Origin of the sequence: Labilithrix sp., assembly GCA_019637155.1 — a bacterium.
GTDB lineage: Bacteria > Myxococcota_A > Polyangia > Polyangiales > Polyangiaceae > Labilithrix.
Genome location: JAHBWE010000006.1, coordinates 127,220 through 146,338, shown reverse-complemented (window position 1 = coordinate 146,338; position 19,119 = coordinate 127,220). Strand labels below are relative to the sequence as shown.

Genomic DNA, 19,119 nt, shown 5'->3' with positions numbered 1-19,119 from the left:
AACAGGCATCCTAGTTGCTCCAATTGCGCAACGAGGGAACGGGCGGCGCACGATGACTTCACCCCACGAACTGCTTCGAGACGGCGAAAGGTACGAGCTCCTGGGAGAGGTCGCGAGCGGCGGTATGGCCACCGTCTACCTCGCGCGCATGCGCCGCCCGATGGGCTTCTCGCGCCTCGTCGCGATCAAGGCGATGCACCCCCAGTTCGCGAAGGACCCGAGCTTCGTCTCGATGTTCATGGACGAGGCCCGCCTGACCGCGCGCCTCCGCCACCCGAACGTGGTCCCGACGATGGACATCGTCGCCGAGGACGGCCACCTCCTCCTCGTCATGGAGTACGTCGAGGGCGCCTCGCTCGCGACGCTGCTCCGCTCGGTGAAGAACGCGGGCACGAAGATCCCGGTGCCGATCGCGTGCGCGATCGTGCACGACATGCTGCTCGGCCTCCACGAGGCGCACCAGACGAAGGACGACGAAGGCCTCCCGCTCTCGATCATCCATCGCGACGTCTCTCCTCACAACGTGCTCGTCGGCGTCGACGGCCTCTCGCGCGTGCTCGACTTCGGCGTCGCGAAGGCGCGCCAGAACACGCACCGCAGCAACGACAACGAGATCAAGGGCAAGATCCCGTACATGCCGCCGGAGCAGCTCTTCGGCGAGGCGCTCGATCACCGCGTCGACGTGTACGCCGCCGGCGTCACGCTCTGGGAGGCGCTCTGCTGCGAGCGGCTCTTCGACGGCCCGAGCGAGACCGCGCTCGTTCGTCAGATCAGCGAGGAGCCGATCAAGAAGCCCTCCGATCGGGTGGAGGGCCTCCCGCCCGCGCTCGACGCGCTCGTGCTGAAGGCGCTCGCGCGCGAAGCGAACGATCGCTTCGAGAGCGCGCTCGCGATGGCGGAGGCGATCGCGAGCATCGTCCCGCTCCCGACCCGGACCGAGGTCTCGAGCTGGGCGCGCCAGTACGTCACGCCGCGCGAGGTCCCCTCCGGCAAGATCCCGACGTCGGAGCAGCAGCTCGCCGATCACATGGCGACCGCGCTCGTCGGCATCCTCGAGCGCAACAGCATGCGGAGCCCGTCGCAGCGCCGCACCGCGCCGGGCACGCTCGCGATGACGCCGGTCCCCTCGCTCCGCCCGGCCGGATCCGCGCGCACGACGCGCGTCGCGATCGGCGTCGCCGCCGCCGCGCTCCTCGTCGCCGGCGCCGCCGTCGCGCAGGTCGCGCGCACCGAGAGCGCCCCGCCCGTGCGCGAGGTCCACGTCGTCGTCCCGCAGCCGACGCAGCTCGCGGAGACCGCGCCCGTCGTGCCGGCGAACGCCGCCCTCGCGACGAAGGAGGCGAAGACGAAGGAGACGAAGGAAGAGACCGTCGCGCCCGCGCCGGTGAAGGCCGCGGTGATGGCGAAGGCGCCGCGCATCGTGGTCGCGGCGAAGCCCGCCGAAGCCCCCAGCAACAACTGCAAGATCCCGTACACGATCGACGCGAACGGCCAGAAGCACTACAAGGTGGAATGCATGTGAGGATCCGATCGGCCGCCAGCGCGGCCGGATTTGCGCTCCTTCTCCTCGCATCCAGCGCCTCGTCTGCCCCGACCAAGCCCGATCCCGCCGCCGCGGCCAAGAAGGCGGAGTGCGTCGCCGCGCTCGACAAGGCGCAAGAGTCCCGCGCCGGCCGCAAGCTCACCGAAGCGCGCGCGAGCTACGTGACGTGCTCGCACGAGCAGTGCCCGGACATGATCCGTGAAGACTGCACGAAAGGCCTGCGCGAGGTCGACGAGGCGCTGCCGTCGATCACGCTCGCCGCGAGCATCGACGGCCACGACGCGCACGACGCGACGGTCTCGCTCGACGGCACCCCGATCGAGGGGGGCCTGGACGGCCGTTCGATCCCGCTCGATCCGGGATCACACTCCGCGCGCTTCGAGCGCCCGGGCTCGCCGCCGATCGAGGTGAAGATCACCGCGCGCGAAGGGCAGAAGAACCAGCTCATCACCGGCACGTTTCCCGGGACGAAAGCGGCCTCCGACAAGGCGGTCGCGACCGAGGGCTCCAAGTTCCCGATCGTGCCGATCGCCTTCGCCGGCACCGGCGTCGTCGCGCTCGGTGCGGCATTCTTCATGCACCTCGACATGACGTCCCGCGCGAACGAGCTCGGAAACACGTGTGCGCCGAGCTGCTCCCAGTCCGATCGCGACTCCCTCAGCGACCGGCTCGTCCTCCGTAACGTCGCGCTCGGCATCGGGATCGGCGCGCTCGTCGTGGCCGCTGTTACGTATGTCGTGACGCTCAAGAGGTAGGGTACCATCGCGGAAGGGGACCCAGAGAGACCAATGACGAAACCTGGAGAGATGGCGACCATTCGCCGGACGCGGTTCTCGCGCCCGCCCGCGGCTGGCTCCGCGTTCGTGATCACGGTGGTGGAGGGACCGGACGCGGGGCTCGTCGCCTCGCTCGACGCGACCGGTCCGACGCGCGCGCTCCTCGGTCAGAGCCCGGTCTGCACGATCCGCCTCACCGATCGCGAGGTCTCGCGCCGTCACGCCGCGCTCACGGTCCAGGACACGAAGCTCATCGTCCTCGACCTCGGCTCCACCAACGGCACGACCGTGAACGGCGTGCTCGTGAAGGAGGCCGCGCTCCAGGGCGGCGAGGCGATCCGCATCGGCTCGTCGGTCCTCTCCGTCCGCCGCGGCGAAGCGCGCGCCGCCGACCTCGGACAGGCGAGCTCGTTCGGTCGCGTCATCGGCGAGTCCCCCGCGATGAAGCGCCTCTACCCCGCGCTCTCGCAGCTCGCGGGCAGCGATCGCCCCGCCCTCCTCGAAGGCGAGGCCGGCACCGGCAAGGAGCTCGTCGCGGAGGAGATCCATCGCGCGAGCGGGCGCGCGGAGGCGCCGTTCATCACCCTCGAGTCGAGCACGATCCCGGCCGCGGAGCTCCACGACGCGCTCTTCGCCGAGGGCGGCCTCTTCCAGCAGGCGCACGGCGGCGTCCTCTTCATCGACGAGATCGGCAACCTCCCGCGCGAGTCGCAGGCGCAGCTCCGCGAGACGATGGGCAAGGTGCGCGACGTCCGCATCATCGCCGCGACGCGCCGCGACCTCGATCGCGACGTGCAGCAAGGTCGCTTCGACGACGACCTCTTCTTCCTCCTCGCCGCGGGCCGCATCGAGCTCCCCGCGCTCCGCGATCGCGAGGGCGACGTGCCGCTCCTCGCGCGCCACTTCTGGACCGAGCTCGGCGGCAACACCAACGCGCCCGCCGCCGGCGCGGGCGAGATGCCGGAGGACTTCCTCCCGCGCTTCGAGCACTACCCGTGGCCCGGCAACGTGCGCGAGCTCCGCAGCGCCGTCCTCGCGCGCATGACGATGGGCGAGCTCGGCCCGGCGTACCGCTCCGACGAGGCGAAGCAGCAGGGGCTCGACTTCCTCTCCGCCGTCATCGAGGAGGACCTCCCCTTCCCGACCGCGCGCGAGCGCGTCGTCTCCGAGTTCGAGCGCCGCTACGTCGAGCGCGTCCTCGCGCGCCACAACGGCAACGTCACCCAGGCGGCCCGCGCGAGCGGCGTCGCGCATCGTTACTTCCAGCTCGTGAAGGCGCGCCTCAAGTGATCCGCCTCGCGCGCTCCTCGTCCGTCGCCGCCCTCGCGCTGCTCGCGGCGTGCACGCCGTCGTCGTTCGACGGGCTGACGGGCGCCGAGACGCAGGACACGCCGATCGCGCCGCTGCACTTCAACAACGCCGACCCGGCCCTCGACGGTAAGGAGCCGCGACCGATCGGCCCCTTCTCGAGCTCGTGGGTCAACACCGCGCGCCCGCGCTTCCGCTGGGAGCTCCAGCCCGGCACCACCGGCGCGAGCCTCGAGCTCTCGCAGACGCGCGACTTCAACGAGGTGAAGAGGAAGATCCCCGTCGCCGGCGCCGAGCACACGGTGGCGGAGGACCTCGACCTCGGCACCTGGTACTGGCGCCTCCAGGGTCGCAACGCGACCGGCCAGGGCACGACCTACAGCGACGTGTGGCAGGTCCTCGTTCGCGGCCCGAGCGAGCGCGGCTCGTCCGAGGCCGCGCACGGCGGCATCCTCGACGTCAACGGCGACGGCATCCCCGACCTCCTCGTCGGGACGACGTCGATCGAGCCGGAGAACGGCACGGCCGCGCCGAAGGAGTACCCGGACATCCTCCAGCTCTTCGGCGCGGAGACGAGCCCGGGGATCGTCCGTTACGACGAGCTCGGCGGATTCGGCGTCATCTGGATCGACGACGAGAACGCGACGATCGGCACCGGCGCCGACATCGACGGCGACGGATTCGCCGATTACGTCATCTCCGAGGTTTTCCCCGCAGAGCCGCCGATGCAGCCGGAGGCCTTCGGCCACATGTTCACCGTCTACGGCGGCGTGATGCCGACCGTGCCCGAGGAAGAGGAGTACGAGAACTACGAGATCGCCACGCCGCACTTCACGACGAACCCCACCCTCGTCGGCGGCGACTTCAACGGCGACGGCTACGGCGACATCTCGGCGATGTTCGCCGACATCGGGATGACGCTCCTCGGCACCCCCGACGGCATCGTCACGATGCAGCCGTTCTCGTTCGCCTCGCCGAAGGCGCCGCCGATGGCGTTCGCGATGGGAGCGACGGACTTCGACGGCGACGGCATCTCCGACCTCGCCATCACGCCGTACGACACGTCGACGCCGGTGCAGCTCCTCCTCGGGCAGCCGTCGCGCTTCGGCGCTCCGAGCAACGTCCTCCGCGGCGGAAACGAGTCGTTCGTCCTCCCCGGCCGCGCGATCGCGACGACGACCGGCGACTTCGACGGCGACGCGATGGAGGAGGTCGCGTACACGACGCTCTTCGCCGACGGCACGCCGGCGGTGTGCATCCACTCGCGCCTCCAGCCCGCGCTCAACGAACACGGCTGCTGGAAGAGCGACGCCCCCGCCGCCGGCTTCGGGCTCACGATCAAGGCGCTCGATCTCGACGGCGACGGTCGCGACGAGCTCATCGTCGGGAGCGCGGGCGGCCTCGTCGCGCTCCACCACGCGGGGAACGACTACGACACGCCCGAGAGCGTGTTCACCGCGACGCCGATCGCCGGCAAGTTCTCGTCGGCCGTCACCGTCCTCCACCCGGGCCGCCCGGGGAAGGCGCGCTGGGCGGTCATCGGCAACGCCGAGGCGAAGGACTCCGTCTTCATCCTCGAAGGCATCGGCGACGGCAGCGTGCAGCAGACGCTCGACTTCTCCAAGATCAACAAGGAGCACTACCCGTACGTGCGACTGCGCAGCGCGATCCGCTAGGATCGAAGGGTCGTGCGTTCTCTCGTCGCGATCGCGATCGGCCTCGGCACCCCGCTCGCGATCGCGGCGTTCATCGCGTGCGGCCCGCCCTCGAGCTTCGACAACATCACCGGCGCGCCCGCCGCCGACGGCGGGCCGGACGACGCTTCGCCGCCGCTGGTCGAGGACAAGCAGCTCGCGCCGCCGCGGCGGGTCGCGCCGCTCTCGCAGAGCTACGTCAACGGCCTGCGCCCGACCCTCCGCTGGGCGCTCACCCCTCCGGCGACCGGCGCGCGCATCACGCTGTGCGGCGATCCGAGGTGCGAGGGCCCGCGGAAGGAGGAGCTCGAGGCGACGGGGACCGAGCTCACGGTGCCGAAGGACCTCGCGCCGGGCCTCTGGTTCTGGCGGCTCGCGAGCACGACCGATCAGTCCTTCGGTCCGGCGCAGGAGACCATGTCCTCGTTCCTGCTCCGCGGCGGCGCCGCCGGCGGCGCGCCGGCGGGCTCGTTCCTCGACATGAACGGCGACGGCAACGTCGACCTCTTGCTCATCGCGATCTACACCGATCCCGAGGGCGTCTTTCACATCCCGGTCCTGGCGCGGGGGACGAACCCGGACGATCCGACCGCGCTGCTCGTCGACGAGGCCGAGCTCGGGTACTTCTTCGAAGCGAGCGCGAACGCGAGCCTCGAGGCGACGGACGTGAACGGCGACGGTCGCTCCGACGCGATCATCGGCGCCGAAGACACGCGCGCAACGCCGCCGTTCACGTACCTCGACATCGTCGCCGGGTCCGCGAACCAGACCGGCGTGAGCCAGGTCCGCCTCGCGCCGCCCGGCCTCCCGCCGTACGACGCGATCCCGTCCATGCACGCGCTCGGCGACATCGACGGCGACGGCTACGGCGACCTGATCGTCGGGACGAAGCGCAGCGTGGTCGCGGCGTACGGCGCCGCGGACGGCTTCGGTCCGCTCGCGTTCATCGATCAGCTCTCCGCCACGCCGCCGCCCGACTCCGGTTTCTTCCCCGCGCCGTCGGTGCCGATCGCGGTCGGCGGTCACGACGTCGACGAGCAGGGCCGCGCCGGCTTCGCGGTCGCGTCGTACTACGGCGGTCCCCCGTTCTACACGCTGCGCGCGGAGGAGCAGCGCTACCTCGACGGCCCGTACCTCGACACCGGCGACGCGGCGGCGCTCACGCCCGCGACCGCCTTCACCTCCGGCGACCTCGACGGCGACGGGAAGGCCGACCTCGTCTTCGCGACGATCGCGGACGGGAAGCCGTCGGTCTGCGTCTTCGACGGCGCGGAGCCGCGCCTCAAGCCGTCGGTCCCGTGCTGGTCGCCGGAGACCGCGCCGGAGGGCTTCGCGACGAGCCTCGCGATCGCGGACCTCGACGGCGACGGGAAGGACGAGGTCCTCGTCAGCGCGACGAGCGGCGGCGTCTTCGTGCTCTCCGCGCCTGCGCCGGGCCAGCTCGCCGGCGAGCCCCTCGCGATCGATCACGGCGCGCGCATCACCGTGCTGTACCCCGGCCGGCCGAAGCCCGCGGTGTGGGCGGCGACGCGCGCGGACGGCGCGTCGGTCGGCGTGTACCGCGGCAAAGAGCGCGTCCGCGTCCTCGAGGCGGCGGCGGTGTTCCCCTCCGATCCGGGCGCGAAATTCGGGGTCCCGATCCGCTAGCGCGCGGCTAGGATGCGCTCGTGTTCGAGGATCTGGAGGAGGAGAGCGTCGACGTCAGCGCGGATTCCCCGGATCGCGCGATCGCGTGGGCGATCCACACGCGCGGTGAGTCGGGCAACGTTACGCCGGAGGAAGGCTGGGCGATCCTCCACGAGCGCTACCCCGACGACGCGCGCTTCCTCCTGTTGAACCTCTACGCCGAGGTGGCGGAGGTGAAGAAGCAGGAGAGCGGCAACAACAAGCCCGCCGACGTCCTCAACGCGGGCTACCTCCTCAAGAAGATCGAGCGCGTCACGGCCGCCGATCCGACCGGCGCGCTCGAGCCGCAGCTCCGCGAGCTCACGACGTTCGGGAGCGCGATCCTCGCCGGCGCGAAGGACGACGAGCTCGCCACCCTGAAGGCGCTCCGCGATCGGCTCGGGATCGAGGGCGAGGCCAAGCGCGACGATCGCGATCGCGCGGGGCTCAAGCTCCGGCGCTTCGAGCGCGAGGTGCTGAAGGAGCTCGACGATCGAACGCAGGACAACAAGCCGCTCGGCGTCGCGCGCGTCACCGCGCCGAAGTCGGATCCCGCGAGCGACTGGGCGAGCGCCGTCGCCGACACGTCGAAGGCGAAGAGCAAGTACGCCCCCGCCGCGAAGCTCGCGGCCGGCGAGCTCGTCGAGCACCCGAAGTTCGGCGTCGGCGTCGTCACCGGCACCGAGCCGGGCAAGGCCGTCATCCTCTTCGAGAGCGGCGTCCGCAAGCTCGTCGCGGGGGCATGAGACGCGCGCTCGTGCTCGTCGCGCTCGCGGCGTGCGCGTCGCCGCCTGCGTTCCCCCGCCGCGCGGCGGTGACGCGCGACACCGACCTCGATCCGGTGAGCGTCGCCTGCGTGAGGCGGCCGAACGACAAGGACCCGAACCACGTCTCGTGCGCGCCGGAGCCGTACGTGTCGCCGCTCGCGTGGGACGCGGCCGACAACACGTTCTTCCGCCCGCTCGCGAAGATCTGGGCGGTCGACGTCGAGAAGGAGGCCCGCAACGTCAACGCGCTCGACGAGGTCCCCGACTCGGCGTGGTTCACGAACCGCCTCGGCGTCAAGCACCCGAGCGAAGAGGAGCTGAAGCGCGGCGCGTGCAAGCCGGAGGACATGCTCGATCCCGACGCCGCGAAAGAAGCGGAGTGGGTGATCGATCAGGGCAAGCCGAACGGCGCGTCGCCCGGCTTCCGCGTGAAGATCGGCGGCAAGAAGAAGTACATGTTCAAGACCGACTTCAAGAAGGAGCCGGAGCGCCCGAGCGCCGCCGCCGCGATCGGGACCGCGGCCTACCACGCGGTCGGCTTCAACACGTCGTGCGAGCAGGTGCTGTTCGTCGATCCGAAGGTCTTCAAGCTGATGCCGGGCCTCAAGGTGACCGCGAACGACGGCGTCACGCGGCCCTTCGACGAGGCCGCGCTCGAGAAGGTGTTCGGCGAGGCGGTGAAGCGCGAGGGACGGTACCGCTTCCAGGCGAGCGCGTGGCTCGGCGGCTACCTCATCGGCCCGTTCAAGTACGAGGGCACGCGGAGCGACGATCCGAACGACGTCATCCCGCACGAGAACCGGCGCGACCTCCGCGGCGGCCGCCTCCTCGCGGCGTGGCTCCATCACTTCGACGCGCGCGAGCAGAACTCGATGGACTCGTGGATGGCGGTCGACAAGGCGAGCCCCGAGTCGTCCCCCGGCTGGGTGAAGCACTACTACCTCGACACGAGCGACTGCCTCGGCAGCGTCTGGGACTGGGACGGCATCTCGCGGCGGATGGGCGACTCGTATCTCCTCGACTGGAAGGACGTCGGCGTCGACTTCATCACCCTCGGCGCGATCGAGCGCCCGTGGGAGCGGAAGTCGATGAAGCCCGGCCAGGAGATGTTCGGGTACTTCCACTGGGACGAGTTCGATCCCGAGCGCTGGCGCAACGAGTACCCGAACCCCGCGTTCAGCCGCGCGACCGAGCGCGACAACGCCTGGATGGCGCGCATCCTCTCGCGCTTCGATCGCAGAGACATCCAGGCGCTCGTGGAGATCGGCCGCTTCTCGAAGCCGGAGGCGGAGGCGTTCGTCACCGAGGTGCTCGAGCAGCGCCTCCGCAAGATCGTCGCCCGCTACCTCACCGTGCTCTCGCCGATCGCGGACCTCCGCGTCGAAGGCGACGCGCTGTGCGGCGTCGACCTCGCGCGCCGCCGCGGCGTTCGACCCGATGCAGATTACACCTATCGCGCGGATCCCTATCCCGTCCGCGCCCTCGCGGCGGGCCGGCTCTGCGTCCCGATCCCGCGCGCGAAGGAGCTCACCGTGCGCATCGCGAGCAACCAGGCGAAGGCGCCGATCGAGGTGCAGCTCTACGACGACGGGAGCGCGATGAGGATCGCGGGGCTCGTCAGAAGGTCTCCATGAACGCGACGATGTCCGCGATCTTGGCCTGATCGAGGCCGCTCAGATCGCCGTGGAGGCCGCCGCCGCACGCGGGGTCGAAGCGCTCGAACATCGTCTTCGCGCAGCCGTCGTGGAGCCACGGGCCGCGCCACGCGACGCCGACGAGGGACGGCACCTGGAAGCGGCCGTGGGTGCCGACGTCGACCGTCTCGTTGTTCGTCAGCATCGAGCTCGCGTGGCAGCTCGCGCACCGCTCGGCCCAGAGCTCCGCGCCGCGCGCCGGCGCCTGCTCGAGGGACCGCATCTTCGGCGGCGGCGGGAGCGCGAACATGTACCTCGCGAGGGCGGACGACTGCTCCGCGGTGAGCTTCGGCCCGCTCATCCGCTTCTGGAAGACGTGCTCGACGATCGCGTCGAGGTCCTTCATGTCGCCGTCCCAGTGGAACGGCTCGGTGTGGAGCGTCGTGCCGAGGAGGGAGGGCGTGCGGCGCGGTCCGATCTCGTCGAAGCTCCACACGTGACCGTCGTCGGCGCCCTCGGCGTGGCACGACGCGCAGGCGATGTTGCCGCCCGCGTTGGCGTGGAACACGGCGTGACCGGTGTCGGCGCGGCTGCCTTTGGCGAGGTCGATCGATCTCACCGACCGCTGGCGATCGTCGGTCATGACGTGGAGCCGCGCCGGCTCGCGCGTCTGCACGATCAGCCGATCGAGCGAGTCGAAGCCGAGCGCGATCGCCTGACCCGCGACGTCGCCGCGCACGGTGTCGACGCACGACTGGTGGCCGCGCGCCTCGATCTTCGCCGGCACGACGAAGACCTGCGAGAGCGCCTCCGTGAACGCGTTTCCTGCCGCGACGACGGCGATCTCGCGGCCGTTGGCGGCGACGTCGACGGGGAGGACGGCGCCGGGGAGGCTGACCGACTGGGAGCAGGCGGAGGCGAGCTGCTTCTCGGCGCAGGACGCGTCGAGGATCCAGAGCCGCGCGCTGACGATGCCGCGCTCGTCCTTGCACTGGAACGATCGCTCGTGGTTGTCGATCGGGCCGTAGCCGCCGGGCGCGGTCGAGACGGAGCCGCGCGAGCTCTCCTGCGTGACGACGACGTCGGGCGAGGCGTCGTCGTCGGGGTCGAGCTTCACCGCGCGCCACGCGACGTTGGTGTTCGTGAGGTCGGTGCTCGCGGTCGGCTTGCCCTCGGCGGAGACGCGGAGGAGCCGCGCGCGCCGGAACTCCGTCACGTGCAGCGCGCCGTCGCGCACGAGGACGTCGCGGAGATCGACGCCGACGCGCGGGAGGAGCGCGCGGCGGTCGGCGCCGGCGGAGGAGAACACCGCGACGTCGCCGCTCGCGCAGGCGACGTAGACGGCGTCGGCGCGGGGATCGTAGGCGACGCCGCGCGGCGCGACGCACGCCGCGCGCAGGGTGAGCGCGCCGGTCGACAGGTCGATCGTCGCGAGCTCGTGCGAGCCGCGGAGCGCGACGTGCGCGCGCCCCTTGCCGTCGAGCGCGACGCGGCCCGGCTCCGCCTTCGGCGCGAGCATGACGGTGTGACGCACCGTGAGCATCGCGAGATCGACGACGTAGACGCGGTCACGATCGGGATCGGCCGCGACCGCGAGCTGCTCGTCGCGCGCGAGCGCGAGGGTCCCGCCGCTGATCGGCGGCGGCGGGCTCTCCTGCGTGACGACGTCGCCGAGCTTCGGCTGCAAGCTCGGATCGATCGCGAGGTCCGACTCCGGCTCGCCGCCGAGGCTCGGGGTGTCGCTGCACGACGCGATGCCGGCGAGGACCAACAGCGCCGTCTGCTTCGTTCGCTTCGGCATGGCTTCTCCTTGGAAGCGAGTGTCGAAGGGCCGCCGTCGCGGCTCAGCATTCGGCGGGCACGGCGCGCCAGGCGCCGCGGTGGCATTCGAGCGCGAAGCCGCGCTTCGTGCGGCACGCGCCGTAGTCGCAGAACGTGGCGCCCTCGCACGCGCTGCCGATGAGCGGTCGCTCGAGCGGGCACTCGCGGAGGAGCGGCGCGGCGCAGACCCAGCGCCGATCGTGGAGGTCGCTGCCGCCCGCGCCGGTGGAGCAGGCGCAGACGCCGTCCGCCACGTTGCAGAGCGCCTCCGCCGCGAGGCTCGGACCGAGGTCGCAAGGTCGGCCGTCGAGCTCCGCCATCGCGGCGCGCGCCGACGGGCAGACGCGCTCGTGACACGCATAGCTCGGGAGCTCGGTCCAGTGCGTGCCGTCGCAGCTGAAGACGCGGTTGCAGTTGCGATCGGCGCTCGTCCCGAGCTCGCACGCGCCTTGGGGCGAGCAGAAGCTGGGGGTGCGAGGCCCGCCGTCCGGCGACGCGTCGGGATCGAAGGTCCCGCCGTCGGGGAGGTGCTGCGGCGTCGGAGGCTCGAGCGGGCACCGGAGCACCGCGGTCGAGGGCGGGAGCGGGCGCGCGGCGAAGCCGGCGCCGAGCGAGGGCGCCACGTCCGACTCCAGATCGGCCGTGATGTCGCCGCACGCGGACGCGACGAGGAGCCCCCCGGCCGTCGCGAGGCCGAGGGTGAGGCGGCGCGCGCTCATGGCAGCTGCACCTCGACGCGCAGCGCGAGCCCGCCGAGCGGCGTGCCCCAGTGCCCGCGCACGACGCCGCGATCGCGCACCGCGAGCCGGCCCGCCGCGGTCCCGACGAGGCCCTCCGCGACGAGGCGCACCGGACCGTAGACGCCGACCGAGAGCCCGGCGGACGCCCAGCCCGCCGGCGCGACGACGGTCGCGCTCGCGCCGGCGATCGATCCATCGCCGTTGGGGAAGGGGTTGGCGGTGCGCGAAGCGTGGAGCCACGCGACGCCGAGGCCGACGCCGAAGCGCGGGATGAAGCGCGACCTCGTCCCGGCGAGCGGCATCTCGGCGCCGAAGCCGGCGATGCCCGGCGCGACGCGGACCTCGGCGCCGGCGGCCTCCTCGAGCAGCGCGCTGCCGGTCGGCGCGTCGACACGCGCGGTGATCGCGAGCGCGCGATGGACGCCGAGCGCGGCGTGGAGCGAGAGACCACGCGACGCGGGCATGGAGCTCACGAGCGTCGAGGCGCCCGCGCTCGCGGTGAACCTCGCGGTGCGCTGCGGGAACGGCGGCGGCACCGGGCGATCGGCGTTCTCGAACTCGTCCCAGTCGCCGGTCGACGGCGGTGGCGAGCTCCGGAGCGGCGCGGGCGGCGGCGGTGGCTCCTCGGGCGGAGCCTCCAGCAGCGCGATGTTCGCGCGCATCACCTCCGCCGCGCGCGTCGCGAGCTGCTCGTGGACGTGCGGCCCCTTCTCCTGCGCCGCGACGACGTCGCGGAGCTCCACCGGCTGGCCTTCGTTCTTCGGGGTCCAGACGCCGATCTGATCGCCGTCCGAGCAGAGCGCGGCGCTCGCGTTCGCGTTCGCGACGGCGTCGATGACCGCGGCGCGCGCGCAGCCTTCGAGCGGACCCGCCGCCACCGGCGTGAAGCCGAGCGCGGTGACCTCCTTCTCGAGGCGGGCCGCGATCGCGTCGCGCTTCGGTCCCGCGATGACGACGCGGACCGTCTCGTCTTCGTCGTCGGCGCGCGCGGCGCCTCCGATCGCCGCCGCGGCGAGGAACGCCGCGACGGCGATCGCGCGTCGTCGCAGCAACGCGCCGGGCGAGCCGGAGCGGCGACGTCTCGTCATCGGCTCCCCTTCTCCCCCGTGAGCTTCCGCGCGAGCGCGGCGTGCGGGCCGTCGGGCCAGCTCGCCAGGTAACGAACCGCGAGGCGCTCGGCGCGATCGTCGTCCCCCGCGCCGTGACGCGCCTCGATCGCGCGTCCCATCGCCTCGCGCGCGAAGCCGCCGTTCGGGCGCTCGCGGAGGTAGACCTCGAAGTGATCGCCGGCCGGACCGAGCTGGCGGCGGACGTCCATCGCGATGCGCCCGAGCTCGAACGCGGCCTGCGCCGCCGCGTCGGTGTCGGGGAAGCGGCGGCGCGCGGTCTCGAGCGCGGCGTTCGCGTGATCGAACTTGCCGGAGTAGCGCGCCGCGTTCGCGATCAGGAGGAGCTCCGGACCGGAGAGCACGCCGAGCGTCGCGTCGTAGCCGTGCTCCTCCGCCGCCGCGATCGCCTCCGCGTTCTCGCCGGCGCGCGCGTGCGCGACGATCGCGCGCGTCGGGTCGGCGGGCTTCGGCTTGGCGGCGGGGGCCGCGGGCGCGGCGGCGGGCTCGTCCGGGACGGCCTCCTCGTCCTGCACTTTTTCTGATTCAGATGATTCGATCGATTTATTTGATTCTGATGATTCGCCGTCCTTGCACGAGACCACGAGCGACTCGCCGGCACCGAGGCGCTGCTCTTCGTCGCCGCAACCCTTCACGACGACGGAGCCCTCTTCCATCCGGACGACGAGGCCGTTCTTGGCCGGGTCCCACGCGACGACGAACTTCGTGCCGGTGACGCGCACCTCGTAGGGCCCGGCTTCGATCGCCCACCGGGTCTGCTCGCGGTGGACGACGGAGACGTGCATCGATCCGGTCTCGACGAGGACGCGCGCGCCGTTGCTCGCCGTCTCGGTCACGCGCACGCGCGCGGCGGGGGCGAGGCGGAGCTCGCTGCCGTCGGAGAACTGCACCGGCGTCTCCGTCGCCGCGGCGATGAAGCTCTTCGCGGGGCCGGTCGAGCCCGCGACGGTGAACGAGATCGGCGGCGCCGGCTCGGGCATGCGGGCGGCGGCGGTCTGGCCGCGGCGCGCGACGCCGAAGCCGATCGCGAGGACGATCGACGCGGCGAGCGCGAGCGAGGTGACCACCGCGGCGGGGCGTACGCGCCTCTTCACCGGCGCGCGGAGCCGCGGCGGGATGTTGGTCGCGATCTTGGCGCGGACACGCGCGGCGGCGCCGCTCGCCTCGCGCGCGCGATCGAGCTCGGAGACGACCTCGCTCCCGAGCTCGGAGAGCGCGGTGTCGTGCGGCGCGTCGACCGGGGCGGCGCGGACGGAGCTCACTCGGTCGTCCATCGGCCTCCCTCCAGCCAGGGACGGAGCGCCTCGTGGTGCTTCGCGCGGTTCACGAACCGCTTGCCGACGTCGGCGAGGCGGCGCTTCACGGTGGCGAGGCTGACGTCGCACGCCCGCGCGACCTCGCTGAGCTCGAGGCCCTCGATGTAGCGGAGGCTGAAGAGGACGCGATCGTCGGCGTTCATCTCGGAGAGGACGGCGTACGTCGCGCGCGTCGCCTCGTTCACCTCTTCGCTCGCGCCGACGTGCGGGGTCTCCGGCACCTCGTCCATGAAGCGGAGCCAGCGCCGGCGCGTCCGGCGCCGGATCCATTCGCGTGCAGTATACACGGTAATGCCGGTCAGCCAGCCCTTGAGCTTCGTCGCGTCCTCGAGCGCGTGGATCCCCTCGAACGCGCGGATGAAGACCTCGTGCATGATGTCCTCGGACTCGGACTCGGGACCGAGGAGGCTCCACACGAGGCGCTCGACGTGCCGCGCGTAGCGATCGAAGAGCACCGTCGTCGCGCCGGGCGCGCCGCGCTGGACCTCCGCGACGAGGACCGCGTCCGGCACCTCCTCCCTCGGGCGCAGCTCGCGCACGATCGACGTGCGCGGCAGCGGCGGCGGAGTCTGCGGGCGGGAGAGCGACATCAAGGCGTTTGGGGAAGGAGTGACGGCCGAGATTACAGGCGGCTCATCTTTTTCCATGACGGGTGTGCGCGTTTCGGCACCTCTCAACTGCGTCTGCTAACCTCCTTTTCTGATGGCGTTTTTTCAGAGTCCCCCCGAGCTCGGAAACACCTACATCAGCGACGATGTGCTTCGTCGCTACTTGCGGAACGCCATGCCGCCGGACGTCCTCGCGCAGATCGAGCCGGAGCTGCTCGCGATGGGGGAGCTCTCGGGCGGGGAGCTGTTCCGCGAGTCGATCGCGACGGGCCGCGAGGAGCCGAAGCTCAATCAATGGAACGCGTGGGGACGGCGCGTCGACGAGATCGAGCTGACGCCGCTCTGGCAGAAGGCGCAGCGCATCACGGCCGAGAAGGGCGTCGTCGCCACCGCGTACGAGCGGAAGACCGGCGCGTGGTCGCGCGTGCATCAGTTCGCGCTCGTGTACCTCATCGAGCCGTCGTGGCACGTCTACTCGTGCCCGCTCGCGATGACGGACGGCGCGGCGAAGACGCTCATGGTGTCGAAGAACCAGGCGCTCATCGATCGCGCGCTGCCGCGGCTCACGAGCCGCGATCCGAAGACGAGCTGGACGAGCGGGCAGTGGATGACGGAGCGCACCGGCGGCAGCGACGTGGCGATCTGCGAGACGATCGCGAAGCCGCTGCCCGAGGCGGGGGCGTACGCGCTCTCCGGCACGAAGTGGTTCTCGTCCGCGACGACGTCGCAGATGGCGCTGACGCTGGGGCGACCGGAGGGCAACCCGCCGGGCGGGAGCGGCCTCGCGCTCTTCTACCTCGAGGTTCGCAACCCCGACGGCACGATGAACGGCATCTCCGTCAACCGCCTGAAGGACAAGCTCGGCACGCGGATGGTGCCGACCGCGGAGCTCACGCTCGACGGCGCGCGCGCGGTCGCGGTGAGGGGCCTCGACTCGGGCATCAAGAACATCACGCCGATGCTCCACGTCACGCGCACGTGGAACGCGGTCTGCGCGGTCGCCGGCATGCGGCGCGGCCTCATGCTCGCGAAGGACTACGCGCGCCGCCGCGTCGCGTTCGGCGCGACGCTCGATCAGAAGCCGCTCCACCTCGACACCCTCGCGACGATCGAGGCGGAGGCGCAGGGCGGCATGTTGATCGCGTTCCGCGCCGTCGAGCTGCTCGGCAAGGAGGAGGTGGGCGAGCTCACCGAGGAGGACGCCGCGCTCCTCCGCATCCTCAACCCGATCGTGAAGCTCGTCACCGCGAAGCAGGCGGTCCTCGTCGCGAGCGAGACGCTCGAGGCCTTCGGCGGCGCGGGCTACATCGAGGACACGGGCTTCCCGCGCCTCCTCCGCGACGCGCAGGTGCTCCCGATCTGGGAGGGCACCACCAACGTGCTCTCGCTCGATCTCCTGCGCGTCCTCGCGAAGGGCGGGAGCATCGAGCCGATCGCCCGCGAGGTCCACGCCTGCATCGAGGGCGCGGACGCGTCGTTGAAGGAGCCGGCCGAGGCGGCGGTGAAGGCGGTCGAGCACGCGGGCGCGTGGCTGATGCGCACGCTCGAAGCGGGCGGCCCGGCCGCGGTCGAGGCCGGCGCGCGCCGCCTCGCGCTGACGCTAGGCCGCGCGATGGAGCTCGCGCTCCTCGTCCGCGAAGCGACGCGCTCGAAGAAGCACGGCGACCACGACAAGGCCGCCGCCGCCGCGCGCCGCTACTGGCGCAGCGGCGTCGACCTCATCCTCGACGCCTCCCTCGACGCCGACGCGCGCGCGCTCTTCGCGTAGTCGCTCGCCACGCCGGGCGTGCGCGAGTAATTCTAGAGGGTGGCTTCTCTTCTCCGTCCTGTTCGTCCTGCGCTCGTCACCCTCACCGCCCTCACCGCTCTCGCCGCTCTCGCCGCGTGCAGCTCCGGAGACCCGAGCGCGCCGCCGGGCCAGGAGCCTCTCGACGGCGGAGCCGAGACGCCCGACGCGGGCGGGCCGATCGACGATCCGACCGACGCGGGCGTCCCCGGGCCCGTCGTCACGCTCGGCCCGCCCGACTACATCGACCTCGGCGCGGTCCCCGCGACGTTCGACCTGGAGGTCCCCGCCGGCACGCTCGGGTTCTCCTTCGACACGAACGGCGTCGCCGTGAACAGGGTCACCGACGCGGCGGGCACGAGCTACGTCCCGGGCGATCGACCCGCGGAGCTGCGCGAGGAGTACCGTCGCCTCACGCGTTTCCCGGCGTCGAGCACGATGCTCGCGATCCCGTCCGGCACGTGGACGATCGAGCTCGCGGGCCCTGCGAACGTGAAGGTCGCGCGGCAGCGCACGAACGACGGGCAGTTCCACGGCGGGACGCTCGATCTCCACGTCCACCTCCCGGTCGGGCTGCACGTCGGCGACTTCATCACCGGCGAGGCGCCTCCGGACGCGGTCACGCCCGCCAACGCGGCAGCGAACCCCGTCGTGACGAAGTTCCTCGACGCGTTCTTCGTCCAGTTGAAGCGCGTCGTCGGGATCGATCGCGGCGCGGTCACCTTCGTCGAGGCGGACGCGAAGTTCGTCACGATGGACAGCGAAGACGAGGTGAAGGAGGCCTACCGGGTCGCGGGGACGCTCAGCAAGGACGAGCAGTTCGGTCTACACATGATCTTCACCGAGCTGATCCAGACTCCGGACGTCCTCGGTCTCGCTCCGATCACCGGCGGCATCGGTTACGACCGTCCGTTCGCCACGGCGATCGTGAAGATGAAGGATCAGAAGCCGCCCGGAACGGATCCCGCGCCTCACATCGCGGAGGGGCACGGGCCCGGTGACCTGTCGGCCGGCATCGCGCTCCACGAGACGTTCCACCTCTGGGGGATCCCGCACACGTCGGAGGAGGGGAGCGCGACCTACGACGACGGCTTCACCGACACGGCGTCCTGCACGACGGTCACGACGAACCCGTTCACGTGCCCCGACAACACCAACGTCGTGTTCCCGCGACCGGTCCGCGCGATCGGAAAGGCGTCGCTCTCCCCGCACCAACTCGCGGTCATCCGCGGCGCGGCGGTGTACCGACCGAAGCTCGCGCCGTAGCCACGCGGGCTGCGGGCTGCGCGTGGCTGCGGGCTGCGCTCGGCGATCAGCGGACGACGTTGTCGGTCGTCGCGCTGCAGATGACGGTCGGGTGGCGGAGGCCGTAGACCCACTTCGAGGCGTCATCGAGCTTCTTCATCGGGATCTCGTAGTACTTGCCCCACGACATCACGATGACCTTCTCGTTGCTGCCGCTGCCGCGAATGCCGACGGCCACGACCCAGTGGGAGGTCAGCGCGCCGTCGGTGTTGTACCAGACCATGACGGGGCGCCCGGCGGCGATCTCGTTGCGAAGCGCCTTCGCGCCGTTCCACGGATAGGAGGTACGGCAGCCGAGCTCGCGATGGTTCCGCTTCAGGTACGAGTCGATCTGCCACTGCAGGGTGCCGACGACCCAGCGGACGCCGGCCTTGTCGGCCTCCTCGGGCGAGAGCTCGATGTCGTGGAGGCGGAGCATGTTCGCGAGCGCGGTCGGCCCGCACTTGCCGCCCTGCTCGAAGCGCCCCGTCGACTTCGGCTGTTTCCAGGCGTCGGGCATTCCCTCCGGCTTCGGGATCTCGACCATGTCTTTGTCGTCGAGCGGCGAGCTCCGCAGCTCGTCGTCGGTCGTCCCAACCGACTCGCCGTCGTCGACGTCTTCGTCCGGAACCTCCGTCGCGCACCCCACCAGCGCGAACGCCGCGAACACCCCAACGACGAGACCCTTCCAGAGCGAAGCTGCCATGCAGTGACACCTTGAGCAACACGTAGGCCAATCACCTACACGCACAATTGCCGATAAATTGCGGGGTCACATGAGCTGTATTTCTCCCACCCTGGACCGAACCCATCGCAACCCACCGACGTCTTTGCGCAATTCGCGCGCACTTGGAACACATCCTCGAGCGCCGATTGCGACACCATGCCGCTCCAGCAGCGTCCTCGGGAGGCGTGAGCCGGCCGTCTTGGCGGGCGCGCCCGGGTGCGCAACGGTCAGGCCTTCACGACGACGAGCGCACGAGTGGTCGGCGCGAGAGGCGCGTCCGAGTGCGCAACGATCAGGCCTTCACGACGACGAGCGCACTCGAG

Annotated in this window: 15 protein-coding genes; 9 read left to right on the top strand and 6 right to left on the bottom strand. The window is 71.5% G+C overall.

Annotated features, from left to right (window positions below):
- Nucleotides 1-124 precede the first annotated feature (124 nt).
- The 7 genes from KF837_14005 to KF837_13975 are packed head-to-tail and all read left to right on the top strand — an operon-like array spanning nt 125 to nt 9,387.
- Nucleotides 125-1,522: a serine/threonine protein kinase gene (locus KF837_14005; protein MBX3228429.1), complete on the top strand. Its 1,398-nt coding sequence runs from the start codon at nt 125-127 to the stop codon at nt 1,520-1,522.
- A complete protein-coding gene (locus KF837_14000; GenBank protein ID MBX3228428.1) occupies nt 1,519-2,298 on the top strand; it encodes a hypothetical protein in 780 nt (259 codons plus the stop codon). Before KF837_14005 ends, KF837_14000 begins: the two co-directional genes overlap by 4 nt.
- Before the next feature lie 33 nt (nt 2,299-2,331).
- On the top strand, nt 2,332-3,609 hold the full coding sequence (locus tag KF837_13995) for a sigma 54-interacting transcriptional regulator (GenBank protein MBX3228427.1): 1,278 nt from the start codon (nt 2,332-2,334) through the stop codon (nt 3,607-3,609).
- Nucleotides 3,606-5,303 (top strand): hypothetical protein, encoded by a 1,698-nt coding sequence (locus KF837_13990; GenBank protein ID MBX3228426.1) that lies wholly within the window; start codon nt 3,606-3,608, stop codon nt 5,301-5,303. The genes KF837_13995 and KF837_13990 overlap by 4 nt, the downstream gene beginning before the upstream one ends.
- A gap of 12 nt (nt 5,304-5,315) precedes the next feature.
- Nucleotides 5,316-6,968, top strand: coding sequence for a VCBS repeat-containing protein (locus tag KF837_13985; protein ID MBX3228425.1), 1,653 nt, complete (start codon nt 5,316-5,318; stop codon nt 6,966-6,968).
- Between the two features lie 20 nt (nt 6,969-6,988).
- The gene (locus tag KF837_13980; protein MBX3228424.1) at nt 6,989-7,732 is read left to right on the top strand and encodes a hypothetical protein; all 744 of its coding nucleotides are present in this window, start codon (nt 6,989-6,991) and stop codon (nt 7,730-7,732) included.
- Nucleotides 7,729-9,387: a hypothetical protein gene (locus tag KF837_13975; protein ID MBX3228423.1), complete on the top strand. Its 1,659-nt coding sequence runs from the start codon at nt 7,729-7,731 to the stop codon at nt 9,385-9,387. Before KF837_13980 ends, KF837_13975 begins: the two co-directional genes overlap by 4 nt.
- On the opposite strand, the gene KF837_13970 is transcribed toward KF837_13975, so the two are convergent.
- From KF837_13970 to KF837_13950, 5 genes are read right to left on the bottom strand one after another with little or no spacing between them, the layout of a single operon-like run.
- Nucleotides 9,371-11,188 carry a cytochrome-c peroxidase gene (locus tag KF837_13970; GenBank protein MBX3228422.1) on the bottom strand — a complete coding sequence of 606 codons (1,818 nt, stop codon included), beginning with the start codon at nt 11,186-11,188 and terminating at the stop codon, nt 9,371-9,373. The genes KF837_13975 and KF837_13970 overlap by 17 nt on opposite strands.
- A gap of 43 nt (nt 11,189-11,231) precedes the next feature.
- Nucleotides 11,232-11,927: a hypothetical protein gene (locus KF837_13965; GenBank protein MBX3228421.1), complete on the bottom strand. Its 696-nt coding sequence runs from the start codon at nt 11,925-11,927 to the stop codon at nt 11,232-11,234.
- Nucleotides 11,924-13,036: a hypothetical protein gene (locus KF837_13960; protein MBX3228420.1), complete on the bottom strand. Its 1,113-nt coding sequence runs from the start codon at nt 13,034-13,036 to the stop codon at nt 11,924-11,926. The genes KF837_13965 and KF837_13960 overlap by 4 nt, the downstream gene beginning before the upstream one ends.
- Nucleotides 13,033-14,349: a FecR domain-containing protein gene (locus tag KF837_13955; GenBank protein ID MBX3228419.1), complete on the bottom strand. Its 1,317-nt coding sequence runs from the start codon at nt 14,347-14,349 to the stop codon at nt 13,033-13,035. The genes KF837_13960 and KF837_13955 overlap by 4 nt, the downstream gene beginning before the upstream one ends.
- On the bottom strand, nt 14,334-14,984 hold the full coding sequence (locus KF837_13950; GenBank protein MBX3228418.1) for an RNA polymerase sigma factor: 651 nt from the start codon (nt 14,982-14,984) through the stop codon (nt 14,334-14,336). Before KF837_13950 ends, KF837_13955 begins: the two co-directional genes overlap by 16 nt.
- 109 nt (nt 14,985-15,093) lie before the next feature.
- Between KF837_13950 and KF837_13945 the strand changes: the two genes are divergently transcribed.
- Both KF837_13945 and KF837_13940 read left to right on the top strand, forming a co-directional pair.
- A complete protein-coding gene (locus tag KF837_13945) occupies nt 15,094-16,767 on the top strand; it encodes an acyl-CoA dehydrogenase family protein (protein ID MBX3228417.1) in 1,674 nt (557 codons plus the stop codon).
- A 39-nt stretch (nt 16,768-16,806) separates the two neighbouring features.
- On the top strand, nt 16,807-18,051 hold the full coding sequence (locus tag KF837_13940; protein MBX3228416.1) for a hypothetical protein: 1,245 nt from the start codon (nt 16,807-16,809) through the stop codon (nt 18,049-18,051).
- Nucleotides 18,052-18,097: 46 nt separating this feature from the next.
- Here KF837_13940 and KF837_13935 read toward each other — a convergent pair whose 3' ends face one another.
- Entirely contained in the window at nt 18,098-18,775 is a 678-nt protein-coding gene (locus KF837_13935; GenBank protein MBX3228415.1) for a C39 family peptidase, read from the bottom strand.
- Nucleotides 18,776-19,119: the final 344 nt, after the last annotated feature.